General features: G+C 44.0%; 13 protein-coding genes. 5 read left to right on the top strand and 8 right to left on the bottom strand.

Features of this window, described 5'->3' with window-relative positions; all coding sequences use genetic code 11:
- Positions 1-230: 230 nt before the first annotated feature.
- Complete coding sequence (locus AACT19_RS22095) at positions 231-1,523, top strand: peptidoglycan DD-metalloendopeptidase family protein (RefSeq protein ID WP_076648787.1); 1,293 nt, start codon at positions 231-233, stop codon at positions 1,521-1,523.
- A 122-nt stretch (positions 1,524-1,645) separates the two neighbouring features.
- Here AACT19_RS22095 and AACT19_RS22090 read toward each other — a convergent pair whose 3' ends face one another.
- The gene (locus AACT19_RS22090) at positions 1,646-3,484 is read right to left on the bottom strand and encodes a putative bifunctional diguanylate cyclase/phosphodiesterase (RefSeq protein WP_076648785.1); all 1,839 of its coding nucleotides are present in this window, start codon (positions 3,482-3,484) and stop codon (positions 1,646-1,648) included.
- A gap of 131 nt (positions 3,485-3,615) precedes the next feature.
- Complete coding sequence (locus tag AACT19_RS22085) at positions 3,616-4,512, bottom strand: LysR family transcriptional regulator (RefSeq protein WP_004731832.1); 897 nt, start codon at positions 4,510-4,512, stop codon at positions 3,616-3,618.
- 108 nt (positions 4,513-4,620) lie between these two features.
- On the opposite strand from AACT19_RS22085, the gene AACT19_RS22080 reads away from it, so the two are divergent.
- From AACT19_RS22080 to AACT19_RS22070, 3 genes are all read left to right on the top strand, one after another.
- Complete coding sequence (locus AACT19_RS22080; protein ID WP_017087341.1) at positions 4,621-5,826, top strand: multidrug effflux MFS transporter; 1,206 nt, start codon at positions 4,621-4,623, stop codon at positions 5,824-5,826.
- Between the two features lie 98 nt (positions 5,827-5,924).
- Complete coding sequence (locus tag AACT19_RS22075; protein WP_004731829.1) at positions 5,925-6,275, top strand: hypothetical protein; 351 nt, start codon at positions 5,925-5,927, stop codon at positions 6,273-6,275.
- Positions 6,276-6,612: 337 nt separating this feature from the next.
- Positions 6,613-6,747, top strand: coding sequence for a hypothetical protein (locus tag AACT19_RS22070; RefSeq protein ID WP_004731825.1), 135 nt, complete (start codon positions 6,613-6,615; stop codon positions 6,745-6,747).
- 157 nt (positions 6,748-6,904) lie between these two features.
- Here AACT19_RS22070 and AACT19_RS22065 read toward each other — a convergent pair whose 3' ends face one another.
- The 3 genes from AACT19_RS22065 to AACT19_RS22055 form a co-directional block, all read right to left on the bottom strand.
- Complete coding sequence (locus AACT19_RS22065; RefSeq protein ID WP_004731823.1) at positions 6,905-7,522, bottom strand: glutaredoxin domain-containing protein; 618 nt, start codon at positions 7,520-7,522, stop codon at positions 6,905-6,907.
- 68 nt (positions 7,523-7,590) lie between these two features.
- A complete protein-coding gene (locus tag AACT19_RS22060) occupies positions 7,591-8,481 on the bottom strand; it encodes a DMT family transporter (protein ID WP_017089881.1) in 891 nt (296 codons plus the stop codon).
- A 153-nt stretch (positions 8,482-8,634) separates the two neighbouring features.
- Positions 8,635-9,633: a porin gene (locus tag AACT19_RS22055; protein ID WP_076648783.1), complete on the bottom strand. Its 999-nt coding sequence runs from the start codon at positions 9,631-9,633 to the stop codon at positions 8,635-8,637.
- Positions 9,634-10,009: 376 nt separating this feature from the next.
- On the opposite strand from AACT19_RS22055, the gene AACT19_RS22050 reads away from it, so the two are divergent.
- On the top strand, positions 10,010-11,023 hold the full coding sequence (locus AACT19_RS22050) for a succinylglutamate desuccinylase/aspartoacylase family protein (protein ID WP_076648781.1): 1,014 nt from the start codon (positions 10,010-10,012) through the stop codon (positions 11,021-11,023).
- 260 nt (positions 11,024-11,283) lie between these two features.
- Here AACT19_RS22050 and AACT19_RS22045 read toward each other — a convergent pair whose 3' ends face one another.
- The 3 genes from AACT19_RS22045 to AACT19_RS22035 form a co-directional block, all read right to left on the bottom strand.
- Entirely contained in the window at positions 11,284-12,003 is a 720-nt protein-coding gene (locus AACT19_RS22045; RefSeq protein ID WP_076648779.1) for a DsbA family protein, read from the bottom strand.
- 126 nt (positions 12,004-12,129) lie between these two features.
- Complete coding sequence (locus AACT19_RS22040) at positions 12,130-12,699, bottom strand: protein disulfide oxidoreductase (RefSeq protein ID WP_017092902.1); 570 nt, start codon at positions 12,697-12,699, stop codon at positions 12,130-12,132.
- A 3-nt stretch (positions 12,700-12,702) separates the two neighbouring features.
- Positions 12,703-14,766: a protein-disulfide reductase DsbD family protein gene (locus AACT19_RS22035; protein ID WP_076648843.1), complete on the bottom strand. Its 2,064-nt coding sequence runs from the start codon at positions 14,764-14,766 to the stop codon at positions 12,703-12,705.
- Positions 14,767-14,818 lie beyond the last annotated feature (52 nt).

Genomic DNA, 14,818 nt, shown 5'->3' with positions numbered 1-14,818 from the left:
CGAGATGAAGTAGCGTGAACCAATAGAAAGCAGAAACTAGCGGTTTCTGCTTTTTTATTTTTTTATTTGGCGGTTAATATTATTAATCGTGAAGCGGGTTTCCACTTACGGTAACTCAATGACTTAGTCCAAATTGGGCAGATTCACATCATATTATGACAATGCAATGATGATTTATGCGTTTGAAAAGCATATCCTATGCCTTTATATCGTAGAAAGACCTGTTTACCGTGTATTCAAAAATATTTTCCTCTCCGTTTGCTGAGCTTTCACCTGTAAAAAAAGTAGCTATTTTAGGACTGCCACTTATTGCAGCGTTTGGTATTGCTTTGCAATTTTCAGAATCGGATCTGACGAAAACGATCGATCTTGATTTACCTGACTCAACCGTTATTGAGTCAATCCTATCACCTTCTTCTGTCGCGATTATCGAACCGCCGACGTTTGAGTATCAAATTCAAACGGGCGATAACTTGAGTAGCATCTTCACTCAACTTGGATTTTCTTATAAATCGATGATGAGTGTGATGGAAACCGATTTAAACTTCCTTGCCCTAGACACACTTCGTCCAGGTAACACATTACGTTTTTGGCGTGATGAGGCGACGGGCAACCTTTCCAAAATGGAAATTCAATTTAGTGTTGCGGATAAAGCGGTTTACCGACGACTTGAAGATGGCAGCTATGAATTTGAAGACATTTCTATTCCTGGTGAATGGAAACAAAAGCCTTTAGTGGGTGATATTCACGGCAGTTTCTCTATGTCGGCGAACAAGGTTGGCCTGAATAGTCTTGAGATTGACCATATTGTGACGCTTCTTAAAGATAAGTTGAACTTTAGCCGCGACCTGCGCGCTGGCGATCAGTTTGAAGTGCTTCAGAAAGCACAATTTGTTGATGGTGTCGCAACCGGAAAGCGTGAAATCGAAGCGATTAAGATCATGAATCGCAATCGTGTTGTTTCTGCGTACTTACACACTGATGGGCAATATTACGATGCCAATGGCGATAGCTTACAACGTGCTTTCCAACGTTACCCAGTGAGCAGTGGATGGCGTCAGAGTTCTCAGTTTAACCCTAAGCGCTTACACCCTGTAACAGGCCGAGTCTCACCTCACAACGGTACAGATTTCGCGACGCCAATTGGTACGCCAGTTCAAGCGACGGGTGATGGTAAAGTGATCATGACCCGTAAGCACCCATACGCCGGTAATTACGTGGTTATTCAGCACGGTAGCACTTACAAAACGCGTTATCTCCATTTGAGTAAGATCTTAGTTCGTAAAGGACAAACGGTATCTCGTGGTCAGCGTATTGGCTTGTCAGGTAAAACGGGCCGAGTGACGGGTGCACACTTGCATTATGAGTTAATCGAACGTGGTCGTCCTGTGAACGCGATGACAGCGAATATTCCGATGGCTGATTCAGTGCCTAAAAAGGAAAAAGCGACGTTCGTAGCGTCAAGAGATGAAGCTGATAAGCTGTTAAAGGTAGCTTTAGAAGCACAATCTAATAACAGTTAATAGATTTCTCTAAATTAGGCCGATTAATCAAGCCGCGAGAGCTTTTCTAAATATTTAAGTATTTAGTCATGCTTCGCGGCTTTTTAGATTTTGGTCTGGCTACTGCTTTATATTTTTAATTTTTATGGGCTTTGAATGAGTGCTTCTGAATGAGTCACTAAACTCACGATAGCTTCAGGTCGCATAGGAGGCGAGTATAGGTATCCTTGGATCTTGTCGCACCCCATATCGTGAAGTTTCTCTAGCTGTTCACGCTTTTCCACACCCTCTGCGACAAGTGATACGTTGAGTCGATGAGCAAGCTGGATGATCAACCAAACAACGCTCTCTGATGTCGAATTGGTGAGTAAATTTTGAATGAAAATGGCATCAATTTTAATGCAGTCAATCGGATAGCTGTGAATGTAATTCAAGCTAGAGTAACCGGTGCCGAAATCGTCTAGCGCAATCGTAAAGCCTTGTTCTCGCAAAAAGTTGAGTGCGTCTTTGGTGTCTTGAGTTGGAGATAGCAATACTGTTTCGGTCAGCTCAATAACAAACTCATCAGCCTTAAAGTGATGCTGTTCAATGGTCCGAGTGAGGTAGGAAATGTAACGCTTAGAGTCGGTAAGCTCATGGGCGGAACAGTTTATTCCGAGCTTAACCTTGTATCCTAAGCCTTGTTCTAATGTCGTTTTAGCTCGGCATACCAGTTCGATAATGCGTTCACCCAGCTCGACAATTAGTCCGGATTCTTCTGCTACCTGTATAAACTCAACTGGGGATATGTCGCCGTGCTTTTCTGTTTTCCAACGAGTGAGTACTTCGAAATACTTCCAACGTTTGTCTTGTTGACCAACAATCGGCTGAGCCACAACATACATTCCGCTATTCAGCGAGATGGAGTTTTCAAGTTCATTTCTCAAGGCCGCAATTAACTCGGTCTTTCTCTGATATCGAGCTCTTAAGTGGGTGTCATAGCACTTGATATGGGTACTCGAATATTGCTTACATTCTTTCAACGCCAAGCTGGTGTTGAAGATGATTTGCTCTACGTCTTTGCTATCTCCGGCTGATCCTGCGATGCCTATGCTGATATCAAAATCGATCCTAAGATCAATACTGTTATACCCCTGTTTTACTTTGGCGACGATTTGTTCACAAATTGCGGTTGGGTCGGCGTAATAGGTGATGAAGGCGAACTCATTTCCTGCCGTTCTAAAGGTGAGGTTATTTTCTGGGAGTGCTCGTCTCAAAATCTCAGCCAGATGTTGTAGTACCTTGTCTCCAACATAGTTGCCGTGAAGATCGTTAATCGCTTTAAAACTATTAATGTCCAGTATTGCTAACGTAAACGGTGTTGAGTTTTGCTGAGTGATTGATTCTAGCGTATCAGATAAGCAACTGCGGTTAAGTAGACCTGTTAAGCTATCGTGTGAGACTTCATAGCTGAGTTGATTGACCAGTTGCTCAGAACGATCGTTGAACCACATCTCACGTAGGGTGTGGATGATGATATCCGAAAAAAGTTGATGATGTTTAATCGCTTCTTGTTGCTGAGCATTACTCAGTGGGGAAGTAAACGTAGAAAAAAGTACCCCCATGACTTCACCGCTTTGAGTCCGTGTAGGAATCGCAATGGAATTCTGTGAGGTAATCTCTTGCCGAAAGGCTGATGTAGGTAGTGATTTGACAACGTATTGAGCAAATGAGCAATCAGGGTGGTTTTGATTAACGGCTTGCTGATAGATTTGCCCATGACGAGGGTTGATTCTGTCATGCAAGACGTGATCAGAATGAGCAATAACTAAAGGAACAATTTGGTCTGGAAAGTACTTTTTCTCAATGATAGTGGTGTACTTAGTATCGAACATTTGGTGCAGAGTAAGCACTGCTGATTCCAACAGGTCGATACCTTCCAACTTGAGCAAGCGCCCTATACGCTCAGTGTCTATCATATTGTTGTACGTTTGTTGAGTCATAGCTACCATCCCTAGTTAACCAGATCCAGCGTGTAAGCCTGTGTGTTTAGTTTGTACGCATCTATTTTTATATGCTCTTAGTTTATTATTGGCCGCGTTGTATCATTTTTCAAATTAAGTTGAGACTTATTTCACAAAATCTGGTTATTTCTCTCTTTATCTAGCCTATCTTTCAAATGGTCCAAAAATAACTTAGTTCGCGTATGTGAGTAATCAAGCTTAGGGTAGTACGCGTAAACCATCACTTCGTCGGCGGTAATATTTGGCAATACTGGAACTAATGTCCCTTGTTTAAGATCCTCTTTGATCATTGCTTTGATGGTTAACAGCACACCCATTCCTCGTTTCGCCGCGTGAAACAAAGCCTCAGGGTTGGTGGTCGCAAAGTTGCCGTTTAAAGTGATGCGCTGCCCTTTGGTGAGTGTGACTTCACGGGTAGGGCGCTCTCCCCATATTAAGGAGTTGTGTTGTTCTAAGTCTTGCTCGTTGGTGGGATAACCATGTTTGGCAAGATAACTCGGCGCAGCATAGAAACTGGCCTTGTGTTCAAACAGCGGTGTTTTCTTGAAGCTTAACGAGTTGAGCTGTTCCAGTTCACGACTGATCACGAGATCCAAGCCAAGTTCAGGCAATTGGCCTGGCGTGGTCGTGATCAGCTGCACCTTAATATCTGGATACTTTTCTAAGAAGTCGTCCATGTATTGCACTAGAAACTTAGAGCCAACAGCAATCGTCGCGCCAATCTTTAAGAGGCCTGCCGGGGTTTGGTTAACCGAGCGAGTCTCATCAATAATTGATTGCCAATTGTCGAGTTGATCCTTGGCCCGCAAGTAAAAGAGTGCTCCCGCTTCGGTTTGGTTAATCGAGCGAGTGGTGCGTTTTAAAAGTTGAGTACCGATACGCTCTTCGAGCCAGTTTACTCTTTTGCTGATCGCCGAGCTGGTGGTGTTAAGTTTGCGAGCGGCGCCATTGAAACTGCCTTCTTCTACCACTCTAACGTAGCTTTTTACGTTGAGAATCCAATCCATATTATTTCCTGTTAGGACTTAATTAAATTCCAATTTGGTTAATTATCAATTACTGGTTTTGAATATAAACTTATATCATGAACAAATATCAAACGAATAGGGAATTTTTTGAGCCAATCGACCTTTAAAAAAACGCCGTTACTTTTAGCAATGATGATTATTGCTACGGGGCAGGTGGGTGTGAGCATCTACTTGCCATCATTGCCGTTAATTGCTTCTGACTTAAGTGTGACTCAGGTAGATGTACAGCTGCTCGTCACGCTGTTTCTTGTGGGTTTTGGCTTGTCACAGCTATTTTACGGGCCGATGTCTGATGCAGTGGGAAGAAGACCTATCTTCTTGTTAGGTCAGGGTGTTTATTTGATTGGTACTGTCGTTTGTGTTGTATTTTCTGACAACATGACGGCGCTAGAGGTTGGTCGCTTGTTGCAAGGTTTAGGGGCGGGTAGTGCCTCGGTTCTCGGACGAAGTGTGCTTCGCGACAGCTATGATGGCCCTCAACTGACCAAAGCGTTGTCTTATATTTCGGTCACCGCTTCGATCATGCCGATCATTGCGCCCGTATTTGGTGGTTGGATTTCATTCCACCTAGGTTGGCAGGCGGTGTTCCTGTTTGTTCTACTGTATCTACTGGCAATATTCACTCTGGGTTACTTTGTGTTGCCTGAGACTTTGCCATATGGAAAGAGTCGCTTTGATGCCTGCCAAGTGGTAAAGAACTACGGACGCTTGTTGACTAACCGTCAAGTGTTGACCAGTGCCAGTTATAACTGGATGAGCTACATGGCAAGTTTGGTATCTTTATCGCTGTTTCCATTCTTAATGCAAGAGCAATTGGGGCTGACAGCGGCTGAATATGGGTCTTTGATGATAGTCCCTTCGGCTGGCTTATTGATAGGTAGCGTGGCTTTGAACTTGCTCAATCGTAGGTTTAGCACTCCGCAATTGATGAGCATAGCTATCTTGATTATTTTGGCTTCGGGAACTTGGCTTCTTACTCATGAGTTATCCATCTTTAACTTAGTTTGGGCGTTTACTTGGTTGGCGATAGCGCAAGGTATCTCGTTCCCTCTATCGATCAGTATGTTGTTAGAACCTCATAAGAAGCAAGCGGGCGCAGTGTCGGCATTGTCAGGCTCAATTCAGATGTGTTTAGCGGGTTTATTGGGTGGGTATCTAGTAGAAAGTTGGGTCACGACTCATCTACAGTTAGGCGTGTTTTATCTGATTATTGGTGCTTGCATGGGCACAGTACTTTGGTCTTCAACGAGAATGAATAAGAAAGCCGCAGCTACCCAAGTAGAATACAGTTAAACAGCTAACTCGCTATAGTTCAGCGTACAGTCGTTAATACGTTGTATTTGTATGGATGGTTTTCTACAATACCTGCGTCCATTTAATAGGTAATAAACATGCAGCAAAATGAATTTGAAGTACTGGTAAAAGCTATCTGCGCACTAGATGGCCTGCCTCAAGCGCTTGAGCTATTGAAATCCAATGAGGATACAGAAGTCGCTGAGGCTGCTGGATCACTAACAGGTCAATTTGCGTTAGCTGAAGTAGAAGGCGAAAAGCGTATTTACCACGTGACGCTTCAAGAAAATGAACAAGGCGAAGAGCAAGAGTACATCGAACATGTCATGAATGAAGGCGATGACTTAATCAAATTTGCAGCTTGGTTCTTTGAAACTATGTTCGAATTAAAGCAAAAAGACACATACCAAATTGCGGGTAAAACTTACAGACAGCCAAAGCGTAGTTAGTGTTTTAGTTACTGACTATTAGGCATTAGCGAATAGTGTCCTTTTTAAGGTCAGTGTTTCTAAGCTAAGTATAAAAAAAGCAGCTCTCTTGAGCTGCTTTTTTTATGAATGTCTAAACCAATGTCTTGGATTGCAAATGGGTATGGTGAATCAAGGTTAGACGGACTTAACATTAACTCATTGATATAACGATACAATGCTGATTTACGCAGAGACAAGAATACGGACGTTGCAATATAATGATATTCTTGCAATAAAGTGTGATTTAGATCTTGTTTTTGACCGCTTTAAGTGTAGAATCCGCGCATAAGAAAATCGATTATGTGCGGAGATAAGCATGAATTACGAACTAGGCCACGCATACCTTGGTCAAATGGTAGCAAAAAACATGATGCACGAAGCATTGTATGGCAAGCCAAAGCCAAAAAAAGCATCATTCTTTAAGCGAATGATGAAGAAAATGGCGAAATAAGCATTTTCAAAAACGGAATTTAAAAAGGCCTTAAACTCGATGAAGTTTAAGGCCTTTTTCGTTTTAGCGATTAATGAAGGTCATCGCTCGTTTTGTTGTGGATGGACACAAAAAAACACTGATTAATTCACGATCGGATTTGTAACTCAGTGTGAGTTTAGCCTGCCGATTGGTTGGACAGGTCGACAACGTTATTTGGAATGGTATCTAAACCATTTTCTTTCATCCATGCTTCTAAGTTGTCTGCTCCACCGATGTATTTACCATCGAGCCAGATCTGAGGAACGGTTACTGGTGTTTTTTCACCAATGTGCGCTTTGACCTCAGGAATCATGCGATACAAAGCTGCGCTGTCTTTTACGACATCGTGGTATTGGTATTCAACACCCGCTTCATCAAGCATTTTCTTTGCCTTAACACAGAATGGGCAGGTCGCTTTACCATAAACGATGTTGCCTTTTAGGCTGTCGCGTTTGGTCCACTCTTTGATCACGGATTGAACTAACACACCGCGGTTAAGCGCTTCGCCTTGGCTTACAACCTTGCCTTCAACAACAAGGATTGGAGCATGCCAAGAGCCCAGTTTTAGAGGCTCCCACCAGTGAGACAACCAATCTTTCACTTCCAGTTCGACATCGACATCTGATAACTCATTCTCAAAAGTATCCTTAAGAATGTCTTTGGTAAGGGTACATTCCCCACATGGGATATTAACTTTAAATGGACCCCAGCTGCCTGCCCAACGGTATAGTGTAATCTTGACTGGTTTCTTCATGGTTACGGCCTCGTTTGAATTCTCTTATCCATATAGAACGGACTGTTGAACTATTTATTTCACTAACCCTAAACTTTCTTCAGTTTTGACGGCTTTTTCGTTTCCCAGTGCGTTATAAATGCGACTGACGCAATAATAATAGCAGCCCCGAGCCATAAACGACCCGGTGGAACCCAGCTAAATACAATCCAACCTGCTAGGACATTTAGCGGTAATTTTGCGTGGTCAAAAGGTTGTACGAATGAAGCATCAGCGACTGAGTAGGCTTTTACAATTGCCCATTGAGCAAGTGCCGTCATAACGCCGATGACAATTAAGATAGCCCAAATTGTACCGCCGCTTGGCGTCTGCCAATCTGGCGCAGCAAGTAGGATGTTAAATGGTGTGATTAATAGCAGCAGGTACACCACCATGGTTGAAGGGCTATCTTGCGAAGAGAGCTTTTTCACCATCAATGAGTAGCATGCCCAGAAGAAAGCGGCGCCAATCGGTAGTAGCGTTGCCCAGTTAAAGTCTTCAGCCCACGGCTCTAGAATCACCATCGCACCCACGAAACCGGCTAAGGTCGCGCCCCAGCGAGCAGCTCCAACTTTCTCTTTGAGGAAAAGCCCTGAACCTATGGTTGCAAACAGTGGCGACGTCATGAGAAGGGCAATGCCTTGCCAAATAGGAACAGGGTAAGCCAGCGCCCATATCCAAAGTTGAATACCAATTACCGATAAAAACACACGGAATACATGCAACTTGAGGTTGTCGGTTTTTAGCGCGCGGCGAATGCCCAGCGTTTTCAGATAAGGAAGAATAGCGAACAACGCGATGGCGTATTGAATGACGGCAACGGTAGTAGAAGTAAGTCCGAAATGAATGCTAGCGATTTGAGTTAGGCTGTTAATGACGGCAAAGGCTAGGCCTGCGGTTAGCATCCAGCTAGCGCCTTGGATCGGATGGTGTTGTGACATGATGCTTCTAATTATTTGATGTGGTTCACCTATGATACGGATTTAGCACCACTTAACCAGAAAAAGCATTGATGAAGTTAGTCAGAATATTTGAATATGAAAAAGGTTGAGCTATTGCCCAACCTTTTAGTCTGTATCTAAAGCCGATTTAGATTAGAAGTCGTAGCGTAGACCTAGACGAAGAGAATCTTCGCTTTGTGTCTCTAGACCCGCAACTTTTGCATCGTCTAGGTTGTTTAATTGGTAAGCAACGTAAGTACGGATAGACTTGTTGAACTTGTATGTACCCGTTAGCTCGAAGAAATCAGCTGTATCTACAGTGATGTTCTGTGTCGCGTCTTTTTCTTGTTTTTGGTACAAAGCAGCCAATTCAAATTGATCGGTTAGTTTGTACTTAGCCGCAACTTCTACACCAGAGAACTCAGTCTTAGCTTTGTCGTCTAGGTCACCCATTGTGTAGGTTGCACCTAGGTATAGAGCATCCATTTTGTAGTTGATACCAGCAATTACAGCGGTTGCAGAGCCATTACCCGCACCATTGTCATTACCTGAGTAACCAAGACCAAAACCTAAGCCCATAGGCAATGTGTAGATACCAGAGATACCGTAACCGTCTGTATCTTTATCTTCTCCAGCGATTAAACTTGCCTTCAACGAAAGAGCATCAGCATCGTAAGCGTACAAGAATGTGTTGTTAATCTGCTCGTTGCCCGCGTTAATGAAGGCTTTTTGATCACCTGAGTAGATAGTAACATCCGACATTTCTGAGATTTGAGCAGCGGCTGTATCTTGACGACCTACCGAAACAGCACCAAAGTTACCTTCAAGGCCAGCGTACATATAGCGTTGATTAAAGTTATCAGTTTCATCGTTATCCGCTGAAGAATTTACGCCTTGTTCTGCTTCGTAGAAACCGAAACCAGATAAATCGCTAGTGATTTCAGTAGTACCGCCAACATTTAAACGCACACGGCTTTTATTTTTCATGGTTCCGTCGATTTCTTTACCGCCTGAACCAATGAAATCACCACGGAATTCCGCACGGCCGCCAATTTTGAGTTCTGTACCATCAGAGCTGTAAACTGTTGCTGCTAGAGAAGAACCTGAAACTAGTGCCGCTACCACTGCAGAAGCTAGAACTGCCTTTTTCATAATCACTTACCTTGTATTTTAAAATCCGTGAGCAATGTGCTCTCCGTTTCGATATGAAGCTAATTTAGAGCAGCTAAATTAAGCTTTCATTTCTATAAAATTACATTTTCGTGAATAGGGAACTTTTTAAGTGTTGATTTTATTGCACTTTTATTTCAATAGACTGAGTGGTTTGTGAATGGTTATACAACTTATCTGTTCTTGAGTGCTGACTTTCACAAGCTTCTATTTAGGAGAAGTGATGATGATATACGTGAGTATTATGGGAAAGTCAGAGCTTGTTCATCTTATTAACTGTTTGTACTGATTAAGATATCCTCTATGATGCAAAAACTTAGAAGAGAATAGATTTTGCTCAACAAGATGGAGACGTTGGATGAAAACAGAGTACTTAGGCGATGTTTTACAAGGTAGGCAGGTTATTGGCTCCTTGAATGTTGAAGACCTACCCGTTGGAGAGCACCAGTTTTGGTTTCAAGTAACCAGTGATGGGCTAGGGCAACCCAAGAACATGCCGGTTTCTGTTTTCAAAGGCAGTCAAGCAGGTCCTAAGTTGATGATCACCGCTGGTATTCACGGTGATGAGCTCAACGGTGTGTTGGCTGCTCAGCAAATTATCAGAGACTTAGTCGGTAAAACTCTCAAAGGCACGGTCACGATAGTGCCTACTGTGAACTTGTCGGGTTTGCTTAACCACAGCCGCGATTTTATCTCTTCGGATCCGGGCTCTTGCCCTGCCAACCTTAATCGACTCTTTCCGGGTGATGCGAATGGCTTAGCGGCAGAGCGCTTTGTTGCGTCTTTGTGGGATCGCTTACTCAAACACAATGCGACATTCGCCGTTGACCTGCATACCCAAACTCGTGGCGCGGTCTACCCACTTTATGTTTTTGCTGACTACCGAATTGAACAATGTCTTGAAATGGCAAGGTTGATGACGCCAGATTGTGTTCTCAATGATCCCGGCGACCCAGGTATTCTCGAAACGGTTTGGAATCGAAGTGGAATTCCGAGCATTACGGTGGAAGTGGGGATGGGTAAGTTTACTCAGCCTGACATGATTCAACGAGCCGTTGACGGTGTTTTTAATATGCTGTCTTACTACGAGATGCTTGAGGGTGAAGACCCGTTTGAGGCAAGTCAGCTGCCAAGTATGGACTGGATAGAAGGCAACAACGTCGTGTCTATCCGCGCCGACATAGGTGGCTTTGTGCTGCCTCAGGTCGAGCTTTTGCAAAGTGTCGAACAAGATGATCTGCTCGCTATCCAATATGATGCGTTCGGTAATGAATGTCGTCGTTATCACGCACCATCTTCTGGTCGTGTACTCAGCTATAACGTGGATGCATTAAGGGAGCCGGGCGCGCTTGTTTGTCGCTTGCTGAGTTAAGCAAAAAAAAGACCGAGCAAGGCTCGGTCAAAGGACAGTTGTCTTGAGTTAACACGTCTTTGACTCATCGACAGAACTGCTTTTAGCGTAGCGAGGGTAAATTAAGAATCCATTGCAAGATAGTGACACTTCGATTGCTTTTCTGTTTCAAAAATAATATTGAAAACATTATCTTAAGCTCATTAAAAAGCCGACTGCGGGTTGCGCGAGTCGGCTTTTATTCACTTCTCTTTCGAGTCTTTATCTCTATCTACGCACGATTAAAAAGCGTCATCCACGATATCTTTAAGTCGGTCGTAAGGCACATATCCTGGTAAAACATTTCCGTTCATCATCATGGTTGGAGTGCCCGTTAAGCCGAGTGCACTGAACGTTTGATGGTTAGTGGTTAGAACCTGGTTTTGTTCTTGAGTTGTTTTTAGTTCCGCCTCTGTTCCCGTCTTCTTGGCAACGGCTTCTAGTGAGCTTTTCGAGTGAATACCGCTTTTCGCCATCAGCAATCTATCAACTTCAGGGAATGCTGCTGGGTTATCTTTCCATACTTTCATCGCGTATAGCGCCGCGTTGGTGTCTAGCCCTGCAACTTGTTGTTGCTTAAACGATAAGTACACGTTGATCACTTTAATGTCGCTGTTTTCAGAGGCTAATTGAACCAAGCCTTTTTCCAAGCGCTTACAGTAAGGGCAGTTGTAGTCAGTAAAGTTAACGATGACTGATTTGCCATCCGGATTGCCCGTGATTGGGTGAGCGTCATTGTTGTACAACCAATCATGGCTTCCTGCTTGAGCTTTCTTCGACTGTTCTTGCCCTGCTACGTACTGCTCTAAGCTGGTATGTAAGCCAGAGATCGTAGAAGGGTTCTCTTTCAGAAATTGGTTAATCTCTTCAAGTTGCTGGGTTTGTTCTGTGCTTAACTCAGCGAAGGCAGTGGTGCTCATTAGTGAGCCTAAAATCAGTGTACTAATCAGATGTTTTTTCATGCTATTTGTTCTCTAATTCTTGATAATCGTGAGCGCTCATTGGGTCGCGCTCACGGAAATTCTGTTCGTTAAACGGGCTAAATCGAGTTATTCACCTTGCTTTGCTCTGTTTTCTTTGTAAGCGAGTTAGGCAAAGTAGGTTCTCAACCAAAGCCCTATCGGGGAAGTAATGCCTGTTGCGATACTGCTAACCTTTCCATCTTTTATGATGACGATGCTTGGAGTGACATTAACGCCCCAATTTCTGCTGATCGATCCAGAAAGATCATTGATAACAGGGAAGTCATACTCTTTCGCCTCTAAGTAGCGCTGAACACGCTCGTCTGGACCAGACGATAGAGCGACCGAAACCACCTGATGGGAATCACTGAAGCTATTGACGGTTGGGCTTACAAATTTGCAGGCGCCACACCAAGTCGCCCAAAAATAGACAATGACTGGCTTACCATTTTTGCTTAGCTCGATAACATCAATATCTTCGCCTTGGAGCGATTGACCCACAATTGGAATCGCGTCGCCCTGAGGCATGCTTCTGCTGTGATAAAAGTCCATCGCAAATGAAACCACGCCAACGATCAATATCATTGAAACCAGTTCCTTTCCCCACTTCTTAAGACGACTTGGCTTTTTGGTTTCACCCTTTACAGCGCTGTCTTCAGTCGTGCTAAATTTATCTTCATTGTTGGGAGTCTTCATCCATTATCTCGCAGCGTCGATGGCTTGAACGACAGTGTCACTGTCGAGAATGACAGGCAGTGGAATACCGCTTCTATAGCTTGGGCCGTAGACGATATTAAATGGCACACCAAATCGACCATTACTTTGTAGGTATTGAGTGACACTTTCACTTGGTGTTGTCCAATCGCCTTTCATCAAAACAATGTCTTCTTGCTGTAGGTGGCTGTAGACAGGGTCTTGGAGGATGACGCCGATCTTGTTGGCCTTACAGGTAATACACCACTCAGCGGTCACATCGACAAATACCGTTTTGCCTTGCTCAACCAATTGAGGGATTTGTTTTGCATCTAGCTTTTGCCAATCGAGATCGTCAACAATCGGTGTCGCCCAGTTATCAGCGGTGACACTACCGACGATCAATGCAGCACCAAACACCAAGGTTGTGGTTGCGACAATAGGAATAAGGACCTTGCGGCCCAACTTACGGCCAATCCAAATCAATACTGTAATCACGATAAACAGTGACAAGAGGATCGTCGGGAATTTACCAATGAATGGGCTCATTAGGCTTGTTAACCATAGACTGGTAATGAACATCATTAAGCCAAATACCAGCTTAACTCTGAACATCCATGCCCCAGGCTTTGGAAGTAGTTTTGTAAGACTCGGGAACAGCGCGAAAATCAACCAAGGTGCACTCATACCGATGCCGAGTGCGATAAAGATAGCCCACAACTCTTGGTAGCTTGCCCCAAGTGCATAAGCAACTGCGGTTCCTAAGAACGGAGCACTACACGGCGTTGCCAACAGCGTCGCAAACATGCCTTGAATAAAGTGGCCTGAATGTGAGTCATCGCCTTTGGTTGCCATCCAAGTGTTTAAACCTGATGGTAGTCTGAATTCGAATAATCCAAGTAGATTAATCGAGAACAGCAAAGTGATGATCAGCATGAACCCGATGAACCAAACATTTTGGAACTGGATTCCCCAACCAATCGCATTGCCACCCATTTTTAGAACGGTCATGCCAAGGGCTAGGAGTGCAAATGATGTAATGACACCTGACGCAGAAGCTAAGAATGAGAGTCGGATATGACGATTAGATGCGCCTTGATTTTGGATGATGCTGTTTAGCTTCATTCCTAATACAGGCAGCACACACGGCATAATATTGAGGATTAAACCACCAATCAAAGCAAAGCCGATCATTGCAAGAAAACCGTTGTTACTTGCTTGATAAGCAATAGGTTCTGAGCCGACTTGAGCGGTCATCTCTTCGGCAAAATTAGTGTCTGAAACGGTGACACTAACGGTGCGATCCGTTAAGTCGACTTCGCCTATCCAGTTGCTGACGTCAAATACCGCGGTCATCGTATTGCCGGTGATGTGGACGGTTGGTTGAGCAAAGAAATCATCGATGACTTCTTTGCCATCGATCAACACCATCGGCTTATCCCAGCCTTCGTTACTGGTTAGTTGAGTGACCAGTTGTTGCTTGCTTTTGTCCCAAAATAGACCGTTCACTGAAGTCCGGTTCGCTTCTCTTGGAGATTGGCTCATGCCTTGGTTGAACAAGAACATCGCTTCTTCATCGAACTGCAATTGCTGCGTGTCGATAGGGAGTTCGATGTCATAGTCAGTCAAAACACAAATATTGGTGCACGACGGGAACGAGATAGAAGCCCTAAATACAGCAGGTTGCGTTTTGTCTTTCAACGTTAGGGTGACAGGAAAGCTTACGTGCTTTTTGTAACCTAACGTCATCACGTCAAGTTGTTCATAGTATTTAGGGATCGGCCAATGCCAATCTACAGACTCTATATTAGTCGAATCAGACCAGTCCCAGCTTGGCGGAATGCCACCTTCACCTGGGCTGCGCCAATAGGTTTTCCAGTCACCGTCGAGTGTAACGTCCAATACAGTTTGAACGGTACCGCCGTTATCCGACTGTTCACCCGTCGACATCATTCGCATCTTAACTGGCGGATGCTCAGGCACGCTTATCCAGCCTGTGGTTTGAGCCAGGGCGGTAAATGACGTCATGACTAAGATTGCAGTGACGAAAGCTTTTGCGCATGTGCGCATGCAGAATGCCAACGAATCGACAAACTTAGTTAGTAGTGTGTTGTACACAAAT

This window comes from Vibrio sp. 10N.222.47.A9, from assembly GCF_963872585.1.
Taxonomy (GTDB): Bacteria; Pseudomonadota; Gammaproteobacteria; order Enterobacterales; family Vibrionaceae; genus Vibrio; species Vibrio splendidus.
Note: the sequence above shows the minus strand (reverse complement) of the source record. Positions and strands in the feature narration are given on the sequence as shown.